General features: G+C 76.6%; 10 protein-coding genes. 4 read left to right on the top strand and 6 right to left on the bottom strand.

Features of this window, described 5'->3' with window-relative positions; translation table 11 throughout:
- The first annotated feature begins 128 nt into the window (after positions 1-128).
- The gene (locus tag BM165_RS01970) at positions 129-1,082 is read left to right on the top strand and encodes a PLP-dependent cysteine synthase family protein (RefSeq protein ID WP_177225063.1); all 954 of its coding nucleotides are present in this window, start codon (positions 129-131) and stop codon (positions 1,080-1,082) included.
- On the opposite strand, the gene BM165_RS01965 is transcribed toward BM165_RS01970, so the two are convergent.
- The 3 genes from BM165_RS01965 to BM165_RS01955 form a co-directional block, all read right to left on the bottom strand.
- Positions 1,079-2,236: a PIG-L family deacetylase gene (locus tag BM165_RS01965; RefSeq protein WP_075011817.1), complete on the bottom strand. Its 1,158-nt coding sequence runs from the start codon at positions 2,234-2,236 to the stop codon at positions 1,079-1,081. The genes BM165_RS01970 and BM165_RS01965 overlap by 4 nt on opposite strands.
- Before the next feature lie 127 nt (positions 2,237-2,363).
- A complete protein-coding gene (locus BM165_RS01960) occupies positions 2,364-3,509 on the bottom strand; it encodes an iron-containing alcohol dehydrogenase (RefSeq protein WP_075011816.1) in 1,146 nt (381 codons plus the stop codon).
- Positions 3,510-3,596: 87 nt separating this feature from the next.
- Positions 3,597-5,576, bottom strand: coding sequence for a glucuronyl esterase domain-containing protein (locus BM165_RS01955; protein ID WP_143107974.1), 1,980 nt, complete (start codon positions 5,574-5,576; stop codon positions 3,597-3,599).
- A gap of 113 nt (positions 5,577-5,689) precedes the next feature.
- On the opposite strand from BM165_RS01955, the gene BM165_RS01950 reads away from it, so the two are divergent.
- Together BM165_RS01950 and BM165_RS01945 are read left to right on the top strand one after the other, a co-directional pair.
- Positions 5,690-6,571, top strand: a complete 882-nt coding sequence (locus tag BM165_RS01950; RefSeq protein ID WP_075011814.1) for an ATP-grasp domain-containing protein — start codon at positions 5,690-5,692, stop codon at positions 6,569-6,571.
- Complete coding sequence (locus BM165_RS01945; RefSeq protein ID WP_075011813.1) at positions 6,568-7,998, top strand: circularly permuted type 2 ATP-grasp protein; 1,431 nt, start codon at positions 6,568-6,570, stop codon at positions 7,996-7,998. Before BM165_RS01950 ends, BM165_RS01945 begins: the two co-directional genes overlap by 4 nt.
- Before the next feature lie 16 nt (positions 7,999-8,014).
- Here BM165_RS01945 and BM165_RS01940 read toward each other — a convergent pair whose 3' ends face one another.
- Complete coding sequence (locus tag BM165_RS01940) at positions 8,015-8,383, bottom strand: cupin domain-containing protein (RefSeq protein WP_075011812.1); 369 nt, start codon at positions 8,381-8,383, stop codon at positions 8,015-8,017.
- A 413-nt stretch (positions 8,384-8,796) separates the two neighbouring features.
- Here BM165_RS01940 and BM165_RS01935 point away from each other — a divergent pair, with 413 nt between their 5' ends.
- Positions 8,797-10,056, top strand: a complete 1,260-nt coding sequence (locus tag BM165_RS01935; RefSeq protein ID WP_075011811.1) for an NAD(P)/FAD-dependent oxidoreductase — start codon at positions 8,797-8,799, stop codon at positions 10,054-10,056.
- Positions 10,057-10,369: 313 nt separating this feature from the next.
- Here the strand turns inward: BM165_RS01935 and BM165_RS01930 are convergent, their stop codons facing one another.
- Both BM165_RS01930 and BM165_RS01925 read right to left on the bottom strand, forming a co-directional pair.
- Positions 10,370-10,642, bottom strand: coding sequence for a hypothetical protein (locus BM165_RS01930; protein WP_075011810.1), 273 nt, complete (start codon positions 10,640-10,642; stop codon positions 10,370-10,372).
- 123 nt (positions 10,643-10,765) lie between these two features.
- The gene (locus BM165_RS01925; protein WP_075011809.1) at positions 10,766-11,815 is read right to left on the bottom strand and encodes a PD-(D/E)XK nuclease family protein; all 1,050 of its coding nucleotides are present in this window, start codon (positions 11,813-11,815) and stop codon (positions 10,766-10,768) included.
- Positions 11,816-11,851: the final 36 nt, after the last annotated feature.

The following is an 11,851-nucleotide window of genomic DNA, read 5'->3' as shown; positions in this document are numbered from 1 at the left end:
GGAGACCGACCTGTTCCGGGCGACGCCGGAGTCCCTTGCCAGGGCGGGGAGCACGCGCGGATGCTCGCCGTCAGCCGTCTCGGTCCCGCTGCGGTCCAGGGTGGGGCCACGAGCCGGAGGAGGCGGTGGTGTTGCAGGGTCGATCGACGTTCGGCGAGCGTGCGTCCTGGCTCCTGCGGCTCCCGCTCGAGACCCCGACCGTCCCGTTCGAGGACGAGGCGAGCGGGTGCACGCTCTGGCTGAAGCTCGACCACCTGCTGCCGAGCGGCTGCACCAAGGACCGGATGGCGACGAGCATCGTCGCGCACGCGATCGCGTCGGGCGAGGTGTCCCCCTCGACCGTCGTCGTGGAGGCGTCGAGCGGGTCCACCTCGATCGCGTTGAGCATGGTCTGCGCCACCGTGGGCCTGCCGTTCCGGGCCTACATGCCCAAGACGGTCAGCGGCGAGCGGGTCCTGATGATCCGCCGGCTCGGCGGCGACGTCGTCCTCACCCCGGCCGAGCTGGGCATGGACGGAGCGGTCGCCGCGATGCTCCGGGACTGGGCGACCGAGCCCGACCTCTACGCCGCCCGGCAGTTCGAGAACCCGCGCAACGTGTTCGCGCACCGGCACTCGACCGGGCCCGAGCTCATCGAGCAGGTCGGGGTCCGGCTCGACGGCTTCGTCGCCGGCGTCGGCACCGGGGGCACGCTCATGGGCGTGGCACACGCACTGCGGGACCACGGCCACGACACGGTCGTCGCGCGGGCGATGCCGGTGGCGACCGGGACCGCGGACGGTCGTCCGGAGGTCGCCGGCGGGATCCCGGGCATCGTCGACGGTATGAGCCGGCTCCTCGACCCCGCCGCCGTCGGGCTCGCCGAGGCCGTGCTCGTCCCGGAGCCGGAGGCCCTGTCCACCGCGCGCGAGTTCGGTCGTCGCGGCCTGGGCATCGGCCCGTCGAGCGGGCTCAACATCGCCGCGGCCCGTCGGCTCGCCGCCCGGCTCGGCCCCGGGCACCACGTGGCCACGGTCCTGCCCGACCGCATGGAGCGCTACTTCTCGACGGCGCTGTTCGACGACGTGGCGGCCGAGCTCTAGGAGCCGAACAGGGACCGGTCCAGCTCCCGCTCCGGGAGGACCTGGACGAAGTACTCGACGCCGAACATCTCCCGGAGGATCGAGTCGGGGAACATCGCCGGGTCGATCGGGTACTGGGAGCGGTGTGCGGCCGTGGCCCGGATCTTGTGGCCGACGAAGTCCGTGACGTCGATGCACGCGCTGACCCGGGCGTCGACCAGGTCCCCGGACGGCAGCGAGCGGGTGAGCAGGGGGACGGCGTCGTCCCGCTGCCGGTCGACGGAGGGAGGGCCGGCCGCCAGGAACACGAGGCTCGTGACGTCGTCCACGGCGACCACGTGCGCGTTGCGGGGCCGGCCGGTGGCGATGCCCGTCTCCCCGACGAACTCCCCCGGGCCCGACCGGTCGACCACCCGCACCCGGCCGTCGGCACCCTCGCGCCGGATCTCCACGGAACCGGACAGGAGGAAGTGCATGGTCGTCGCCTCCTCACCCTGTTCCATGAGGTAGGTGCCGGACGGGAACCACTCCACGCTGACGAAGTCCGCCGCGTAGCCGAGAGCCGTCGTCTCCCGCGAGAAGACCGACAGGGCGCGGACGAAGTCCCTGGAGCCCGTGAAGCGGCTCGTCAGCTCGACGACCCACTCGGCCAGGCGGTCGCGCAGCAGCATCCTGCTGCGCGGCAGGTGGCAGTGGAAGAGCCGGATCGGCCGACGGGAGCGCAGCTCGGAGCAGGCCGCGGTGACCGCCGCCCCCACCGCCGTGTGGTCCGGGTGACCGGAGAAGCCGTCGGGTCCGAAGGTGACGACCACGTCGGGGGCGAACTCGCCGAGCAGCTCCGACGCCTGCTCGGCCAGGACGCGACCGTCGACCGCGGCGAGGCCGCCGTCCGGGTGGTCTAGGCACCTCGTCCGTGCGAGCCCGAGCTCCTTCCCGGCCGCCTCGAGCTCCCGCTCCCGGACCGCTCCCAGGGTGGCCCGGGTCGCCACGGCGGCGTCCCGGATCTGGCCGGCCCCGCCCCGGGTGAACGCGACCACGCTGACCTCGGCGCCGGCGCTCGCGTACTTGGCGAGGGTGCCGCCGGCACCGAGCGTCTCGTCGTCCGGGTGGGCGAAGACCCCCAGCACCTGCGGGGGTCTGCGACCGGGGCCCTCCACCGACGAGTCGTGCGCCACGCGGTCCCCGTCTCGTCTGCCGCTCGCGGGTTCGACCTGGACCCGCGGATCGGCCCAGGCTAGTGGCGGATCCGGCGGTCCGGGACGTCGACGGCGCCACCCCGGACGGCTCCCTCGGCGCACCCGGTCACGACGCCGCGCGCAGCACCGCCCCGATCTCGTCGTCGGTGAGCCGTACCGGGTTCCCGCGCATGCTGCTGGAGCGCGCCGCCTTCGCGGTGACCTCGGCGTGCTGCGCCGGCCGGAGACCGACCGCCCCCAGGGGCGGCACGTCGAGGGCGGCCACCGTCGCGCGGAGCCAGCCCGCCGCGTCCTCGACGGTGGCGTCGTCGCGCCCGGTCAGCAGCCGGGCGACCTCGGCGTAGCGACGCAGCGCGGGGGAGTCCGGCTCGCGCTCCCGCAGCGCCCGGACGTTCGCCTCGACGACCGGAGCCAGCAGGGCGGCGCACACCGCGCCGTGCGGCGCCTCCACCGTGCCGCCGACGACGCCGGCGATGCCGTGGACGGCCCCCAGCTTCGCGTTGGCCAGCGCGATGCCGCCGAACAGGCTGCACAGCGCCATCTCCTCGCGGGCCGCGAGGTCCCCGCCGTCCTCGTAGGCGGTCCGCAGCGCTCGTGCACCTCGCCGCAGCCCGGCCGCCGCGACGGCGTCGGTGGCCGGGTTGGCCTGGGGCGAGACGTAGGGCTCCAGGCACTGGGTGAGCGCGTCCAGCCCGCTGGCGGCGGTGACGCCCGGCGGGCAGGTCAGCGTGAGCAGCGGGTCGACCAGGGCGACCGCGGCCATCAGGTGCGGGCTGCGGATGCTCGCCTTGACGCCGTGCTCCGGGGAGGACAGCACCGCGTTGGCGGTCACCTCCGCACCGGTGCCCGCCGTCGTGGGGACCGCGACCCAGGGCAGCGCCGGCCGCTCGACGGGCACGCCGCGGCCGACGACCTCCAGGTGGTCCAGCGGGTCGGTGCCGTTGCCCAGCAGGGCGGCGACGGCCTTGCCGGTGTCCAGGACGCTGCCGCCGCCGATCGCGACGACCACGTCGACGCCGGCGTCCCGCGCCTCCCGGGTCGCCGCCCGCACCGCGCCGACCGTGGGCTCGCCCGCGACCGACACGACCGCGACGGGCTCGATCGCGCCCAGGAGGGACCGGTGGCGCGACGGGTCCCTCCCGGCACACAGGAGCACCCTGCGCCCCAGGGCAGCCAGCAGGTCCGCGAGGTCGTCCGCGCGCCCCGGGCCGAACACCACCCGGCGCGGGACGGCGAGGTCGAACCCGCTCACCGACCGGCTCTCCCCACGACCACCAGACCTCCCGGACCCGCGTCCTGCCGCATGCTGCCAGGTCGGGCTCCCCGACCGGGGCCGCGCTCAGACCGGGTCCCGCCGGGAGCCGTGCACGTCCAGCCAGTCGACCATCACCGCCCGGGTGGCGGCGGAGAGCCGGTGCCAGTCGGCCAGCGGCACCCGCGGCACGCCGGCGGCCCGGCAGGCGGCGGCCACCGCGCGCGGCGGCGCCTCGGGGTCCCACGCGGGGTCCAGCACGACCACCGGGCGGTCCGCCGTCGCGGCGAGCAGGTCGGCCAGGGTGTACCCGGGGCGGGCCCGCAGCAGCGGCTCACCGCAGCTGGGGGCTGCCAGCACCATCCCGGCCGGCGGCACGTCCTCCGGCCCGGCGCCCAGGGCGGACAGGTGCAGCGCCACCAGCGCCCCGGTGCCGTAGGCGGCGACCCAGGCCCGGTCGTGCCCGGTGGCCGCTGCCGCGACGACGGCCACGGCGGCCGCGTCGGCGGTCATCCGGCCCAGCGGCGAGGAGCCCGGCCCGGGGTGCTCGCCGTGCCGCGAACCGGTGCCGACCGGGTCGTGGCACGCGACCACCCAGCCGGCCGCGGCCAGCAGCGCCGGCAGCGGCTCGGCCTGCTCGTACCCGGCCCGCCACCCGGTCGCCGCACAGGGCGGGCCGAGCCAGAGGACGAGCCCCCGGCCGCTGCCCCCGTCCGGCGGGTGCAGGAGTGTGACGGCGACGCCGTCCGGGGTCCGCAGGGCGTCCTCCCCCGAGGCCGGCGGGCCGCCGGTGGTCCGCCCGGCCGCGCCGATCGCGGCGCGGACGGCGGCGCGCAGCTCCGCACCGCGGACCGGCCGTGGACCCGGGCGCACGCGGTCGGCCGGCCACGGGACCGGGGACGGCGCCACCGCCGTGCGCCCGGGTCGACGGGGCGGGCCGCCGAGCACTGACTGCGCCCAGTCCAGCTGGGCGGCCACCGCGGACCCGTCGGCCCGGTGCCCTCCCGGACGCAGCGCCAGCTCCAGGGCGTCCTCCCGGTCGAGCAGGGCGTAGGCGTCGCGCGCGGCGTCGACCGCCGCGCGGGCGGCCGGGACGCGCTCGACCGGGTCCTCGACCGCCACCGACACCAGGACCGGCCGCGGGGCGGCCAGCGCGAGGAGCTCGTGGGCGTCGGTGGGCAGCCGGTGCTCCCGCCCGGCGAACCAGCGCAGCTGCGGGGCGTACCAGCCGGGGTAGTGCCGGGTGAGCAGCTCGACCCCCTCGCCGAAGTGGCGGTCGGTGCACAGCCGGGCGGGGATGGCGCCGAGCACGCCGCTGGAGCTGGAGACGACGCCGGCGAAGCGGTCGTCGTACGCAGCGGCCAGCAGCGCGGTCTTGCCGTTGCGGCTGTGCCCGCCGACCAGCACCCGGCGGGCGTCCACCCCCGGCTGGTCCTGCAGCGCGTCGAGGACCCGCGACAGCGCCCACGCCCGCCAGGCCAGGCGGCCGGCGACGGCCGAGGGGAAGGCGCGCTCGACGGCCTCGGTGTCGTCGTCGCCGTCCGCGGCCGACACCAGGCAGGCGCCCCACCCGCGGGCCAGCGCAGCCTCCGCCCACGTCCCGTGGCTGGACTGCAGCAGGTACACCGGCACGTCGCGCCGCACACCGGCCGCGGGCACGGGCAGCAGCAGCCGCGCCCGCACCGACCAGCCCGCCCCGACCCAGCCCTCACCGACACGGAGCTCGCGGACCTCCACCCCGCCCGCCGTCCGGACCCGGTCGACGCGGGCGGGTGTGCGGCGCGGGGCGGGCGGCAGGTCGCCGGTGAGCCACCGGCGCCAGCGGGCGCGCAGCACCGCGCGGCGGGCCGGCCACGCGGCGGCTCCGTCCGGGCCGGCGGGGAGGCCCTCGACCGGTGACCACAGCCCGGTGCGCGCGGGGAGCCGGGCGAAGTCCGGCGCCAGGCCGCCGCCGGCCGCGAGCCACGCCTCGAAGGGCTCGCTCGGCGGCAGCGCCCCCGTCAGCTCGGCGGTGTAGCGCCGCCGGCGTGCGGCGGCCGACGGCCGGCCCGGCACCACCTCTGTCATGCGCCCGCACGGTAGGGCCGGGACATGTCCTGCGGGTGTCCCGTGGTGCGTCCGTGCTGTGGCGGGCGCGTGGTTCGTCCGGCCGGGAGCGCGGGCACAGGGAGGACGTGCGCGTGCTGCTGGTGATCACCGACGAGGACTGGTACGAGGACGCCGGCTACGCGGCCGCCTGGGTCCGGGCGCTGGAGGAGCAGGGCGCGGAGGTCGAGCGGCTGGCCCGCGTGCCGGCCGACTGGCCGGTCTCCGGTCCGCCGGCGGGTCGCTACGACCTGGCGATCGCCCACGTGCTGGTCGAGGAGGTCGTCGCCTACGCGCCCACCTTCGCCCTGGCCACGCTGCTCGAGGCGGCCGGCGTGCCCCTGCTCAACCCCGTCGCCTCGCTCGTCGCCTCCGCCGACAAGCTCGTCACCCACGCCGTGTGGGCGGCCGCCGGCGTGCCGCAGCCCGCGGCGTGGGACCTGGCCCGGGTCCGGGAGTGGCCGATGCCCGGACGGCGGATGGTGCTCAAGCCCTCGCTGGGCGACGGCGCCCGCTACATCGAGCTGGTCGGCGACCTCGACGCCGCCTCCGCGGTGGACCGGGCCTGGCGGGCCCACGAGGCGGCCGGCGGCCACCGGCGCGGCGCGGCGCTGCTGCAGGAGTGGATCGCCGAACCGGCGTGCGCGCGCATCTTCGCCACGCCCACCGACACCTCCCTGGTCTACGAGAAGTCCCGGGAGGAGGGTGCGCTGGTCACCCACGGGACGGTCTACCCGCGGGTGTACGAGGCGCCGCCGGAGATGGCGCAGCTGGCGCAGCGGATGGTCGCCGCGCTCGGTGGCGGGCTGATGGGCGTCGACGTGCTCGTCGAGCAGGACGGCCGGCTGCTCGCGCTGGAGGCCAACGCGCCCTTCGGCTTCGACGTCACCGACCCCCAGCAGGGCCGGTGGGTGGCCCGCGCGGCCCTGGCCGTCGCCGAGCGCGCGGCGGCGGAGCGTGCGGCGGCGGCCGCGTGAGCCCCGGGGACGCCCCGGCGCAGGCCCTCGACGAGGCGCTGCTGCCCGACGGCGGCGACCGGGAGCACGCGGCGGCCTCGCTGGCCGCCGTCCGCGCGTACGGCCCGGGTGCGCTGGCCGCGGACGTGGCCCGGGCCGCCGCCGACCTGGACCTGCAGCACGGCCCAGCCGGGGAGGCGCACCTCTTCACCGTCGACCCGGTCCCGCGGGTGCTCCGGCGTGCCGAGTGGGAGCGGCTGGCCGCCGGCCTCACCCAGCGGCTCCGGGCACTGGAGGCCTTCGTCGCCGACGCGCACGGTCCGCGCGAGGCGGTCCGCGCCGGCGTCGTCCCGGCCGCGGTGCTCGACACCAACCGCTACCTGACCCCCGGCCTGCCGCCGCCGCGGCGCTGGATCGGCATGGCCGGGCCCGACGTCGTCCGCGGCGCCGACGGCGAGCTCGTCGTCCTGGAGGACAACGTGCGGACGCCGTCGCTGCTGGCCTACGCCCTCGCCGCGCGGGACCTGGTGGCGCCGCGCCTCATCGAGGACCTCGCTGCCCCCCACGCCTCGGACCCCCGACGCGGGCCCCTGCAGCAAGGCCGTTCCAGCACCACACCGGCGCCGGTGCGGGAGGCCGCCGTCGCGGCGATGCGGCGGATGCTCGCCGCCGCCACCGACGTCCCCGACCCGGTGGTGGCCGTGCTCGGGGACGGGCCGCGCAGCGCGGTGGCCTGGGAGATCGACCGGTTCGGGGAGATGGTCGGCGCGCCGGTCGTGCTGCCCTCCGAGCTGACCACCCGCGGCGACGCCCTCGTGCTGCCCGACGGACGGCGGGTGGACCTGCTCTGGCGGCGCACGAGCGAGGAGCGGCTGACCGACGACGACGGCCGCCCCTCGGAGCTGGGCGAGCTGCTGCTGGGCCCCCTCCGCGCGGGCACGGTGACCGTGGTCAACGCCTTCGGCACCGGCGTCGCCGACGACAAGCGCACCTTCCCCTACGTCGAGGACCTCGTGCGCTTCTTCCTCGGCGAGGAGCCGCGGCTGCGCTCGGTGCCGGCCTACGACCTGGGCGACCCGGACCGGTGCCGGGCGGCGCTCGACCGGCTGCCCGAGCTGGTGCTCAAGCCGCGGTCCGGTTCCGGTGGCCACGGGGTGCTCATCGGCCCGCGGGCGGACGCCGGCCGGCTGGAGCGCGCCCGCGCCGCCGTCCTGGCCGCGCCCGGGGAGTGGATCGCCCAGGAGCCGGTGGCCCTGTCGACCCACCCGACGGTCGTCGACGGCGCGCTCGTGCCGCGGCACGTGGACTACCGGCCGTACGCCTTCTGCGCCGACGACGAGACGATCGTGCTGCCGGGCGGGTTCACCCGGGTGTCGCTGACCGAGGGGGAGCTGGTCGTCAACGCCTCCCAGGGCGGTGGCGGCAAGGACACGTGGGTCGTCGGGTGAGGACGCGGCCGGCGACCTACCCGAGCAGCGTCACCAGCGGCCGCCCGACCTCCACCAGGTAGGTCGACAGCATCTGTCCCGTCCCGGGGCCGACGTCGCGCGCGTCGTGCGGCGTGCCGGGCGGGATGAGGAACCCCTCACCGGCGTGCAGGGTGAGGGTGTCCCGTCCCCGGATCCGCATCTCCACCGTCCCGGCGACGATGTAGCCGACCTCCTCCCCCGGGTGCGTGTGCCAGCCGGACGACACACCGACCGGGATCGACGTCAGCACCTGCACGATCTCCCGTCCGGGGACCGAGGACGGGCTGCGCTGGACCTCCCTGCGCTCGAGCCTCCCGGCGAACGCGTCCGTCGAGGAGGAGCGGTGGGTGGGTGCCTCGGTCATGGTCGGACCTCGCCGTCGCTGGACCCCGGTGACCGGTCCAGCCTGGGGCCGGGACGGACGTCGGCGCATCGGTCGGACGACTGCACCTCGCGCGGCGCCGGGTCGGCGTCCGACCCGGGGTCGTTGACGATCCGGCGCCCCGTCCCACCCGGCCGCTGGATCCACCCGGTCCAGCACGCCGGCAACCGATCCCGTGCTGCCACGTGCCGCAGTCCCCTCGTCCCCGAGCACCGACGCCGCGCTCCGGGGTGACGCGCGGCGACGAGCGCGGCGACGGTGACGTCCCGGTGACGCGCCACGTCTAGCTTCCGGAGTCGTGGCGGGGTCGCCCGCCTCCACGGCCGGTTCAACCGCGGTGAGCAGGCGGACACCGCTCCGCGCGGCCCGTCGGGACCGAGGAAGGGCAGGCGGTCATGCCGGACACGTCCGACGTCCTGGTCGTCGGGGGCAGCCTCGGCGGCTGCGCTGCGGCGATCCTCCTCGCCCAGCAGGGTCTCCGGGTCACGGTGCTGGAGCAGCACCGGAACCCGGGCCACTACAAGCGCGCGTGCACCCACTACATGCAGCCGGGCGCCGCAGCGGTCTTCGAGAGGATCGGACTGGTCCCGCAGCTGGAGGCAGCCGGGGCGGTCCCGAACGCCCTCGACCTCTGGACCCGGTACGGGTGGATCCGCCCGCCCGATGAGGGCTTCCACGGCTACAGCATCCGGCGCAGCGTCCTGGACCCCATGCTGCGCACGGCCGCCGCTGCGACGCCGGGGGTCGACCTCCGGCTCGGTGTCAGGGCGACGCAGCTGATCCGGGAGGACGGTCGCATACACGGGGTCCGGGGGACCGACCACACCGGCGACGAGCGAGAGTTCACTGCTCACGTCGTGGTCGGCGCGGACGGGCGGCACTCCCCCGTGGCGTCGTGGGCCGGGGTGCCCGTGAAGGAGAGGAAGCACGGGCGTTTCGCCTACTTCGCCTCCTTCGAGGGCCTCTCCCTCCCCCGGGGGTCGCGAGCACTCATGTGGTTCACCGACCCCGACGTCGCCTACGTCTTCCCGAACGACGGCGGAACCACCGTCGTCACCGTCATGCTGACGGCGGACAAGCTGGCCGACTTCCGCCAGGACGTCGACGGCAACGTCCGCCGGATGCTCGCGGGCCTGCCGGACGCACCCGACCTGAGCCGCGGCCGGCGGGTGTCCGACTACGTGGGTGTCCCGCACTACCCCGACGTGAGCAGGAAGGCGGCAGCACCGGGCCTCGCCCTGGTCGGTGATGCCGCCCTCACCACCGACTACCTGTGGGGGGTCGGCTGTGGATGGGCGCTCGAGTCCTCCGCGTGGCTCGCCGACGAGATCGGGCCGGTGCTGGGGCGGTCGACCTCGTCTGCGGCCGAGGTCGACCGCGCCCTCCAGCGATACGCCCGCCGGCACCACCACGCCCTGGCCGCCCACCACTTCTTCATCGCCGACCTCGCCGGCGGACGGAGGTTGAACCCCCTCGAGCGCCTCATGTTCGCCGCGGCCGTGCACGACGAGCAGTTGGCGTCGAGCCTCGCCCGCTACGGAGGGAGGCTGATCACGCCGTGGCGGTTCCTCAGTCCCGCGAAGGTCGCCCGGAGCCTGCGCGTCCAGGCCGGCGCTGCCAGGGCGACACGTGCGGGCAGCGTGGCGATTCGGTAGAGGCGTGTCGAGCACGCCGCGGCCACCGCCAGGCGAGGGCACGGCCTCCGGGAGCCCGGCAGCTCCTCCGGAGCGCGGCCGACCTGTGGTCCCGGGTCGGCACCCTCCGGGGACCAGCGTCCTCTCAGCGGCCGGAGGAGGTCAGATGGTCGACTCGACGGATCAGCCGCCCGGTGCCGACGCAGTGAACGCCCGTCGACCAGCCGGGATCGGCAGCGGTCGGCTCGGGATCCTCGTGCACCGAGGTCCGGCCGCCGTACACGGCGTGCGTCTCGTGCTCGAGGGTCCCAGGACCGGGGCGAGGTCAGCCGCCTCAGGCGACCTCGCCCGCCGGGGTCTGCGCGTCCGGCCCGGGCTCGGCGACGACCCAGGCCGTGCGCCCGTGGAGGGGAGGTGTCTTGGTGCCGTCGGTGAACCACACGACGACCCCGCCGTGGGCCCGGCAGCGCGAGCGCACGACGCGGACCCGGCTCCCCTGCCTCCGCCGGGTCGGCCGGACCAGGGGCAGACCGAAGTCCGAGCCGACGACGTCGGTGGTCAGGACCGGTTCACCGGCGGGCAGGTGGGACGTCGAGACGGTGGTCATTCCGGGCCTCCCCAGGAATCGGGCTGACCGGGCGGCGAGTGCCCGGGCCTTCGAACCTGTGTTCGATGGTGCACCCGGGGGGGACGGTTGTCGACCCGTCGACGACGGACGGGCACCGGCCGGTCAGTCGGGCCGGACGCCGTTGCGCGTCACCCGGATCGTCTGCGGGCTGCGACCGGTCCGGGTGGGCACGACCTCACCGAGCTCGGCCAGCCGCTCGACGGCGGCGTCCTTGTCCACCTGCGTGCGCAGGCCGCCCCCGGACCACTCGCAGTGCAGCTCGCCGGCCGGCCCGGACCGGCCCCGGAGCCGTTCCCGGGCGTACTCCTTGGACCGCCGCGCCTCGTTCTCGGCCGCCCGAGCGGCGTCGTAGTCGCGGACGGCGGCGACGTAGTCCTCGTCGGTGACCGTCAGGCGGGACTGGCGGGACACGTCGCCCTCCGTCTCCGGGTCGACGGGCAGGCCCCAGCACAGGTCGAGGAAGGGGCACCAGTCGCACATGGTGTCCACGCCGGGGCCGAACCCGTCGCGCGGGACGGCCTCGTCCCCCTCCTCCTCCACGGTGGCGTAGACGTCGGTGAGCCACATGAGCGCCTCGGCGGTCAGCGCCGGGTCGTGGCCGGCCTCGAACACCACGTCCTCGCCCGAGTCGCGGGACAGGTAGCGGATGCGCAGTCCGTCGACGTCCTGCGCGGAGCCCGCCGGCAGCCGGCGGTCGGCGGTCTGCCCGGTCCGGAGCAGCCAGGCGTAGACCGCCACCTGGAACCAGTGCCGCACCGGGACCCCGCGGGTGAGGACGCGCTCGAAGCCGAACCGCGACGTCGTCTTGAGGTCCTCCACGACCGGGGCGTGCCACCAGTCGCAGCGGCCCTTGACCTGCTCGCCCCTCAGCGCGACCTCGGTCAGCCCGCCGTACTGGCGCCGCAGCGCGCGCAGCACCCCGCGGTGCAGCTCGGTGCCCAGGAAGGCCTGCAGCCCCGTACGGGTGTTCGTCGGCCGGCGCCGGGCGACCCGGTAGGCCGCCCGGAGGCGGCACTCGCCGAGCTCGGAGGCGCCGATCATCCGCTGGCGGGAGCGGGACCGGCGGCGGTCGAGGTCACGGACGGCCGCGGCCAGGCTGGGGGCGGCGCGCCGCTCGGCGGCGCTGGGACGGGCAGGCAGGACGGCGGTCATCGCGTCTCCCTCCATCGGGGCGCCGGAGCGGGGGAC

Origin of the sequence: Geodermatophilus obscurus (assembly GCF_900115395.1) — a bacterium.
GTDB lineage: Bacteria > Actinomycetota > Actinomycetes > Mycobacteriales > Geodermatophilaceae > Geodermatophilus > Geodermatophilus obscurus_B.
The sequence above is the reverse complement of the archived record's forward strand: the minus strand, read 5'-3'. Positions and strand labels throughout refer to the sequence as shown.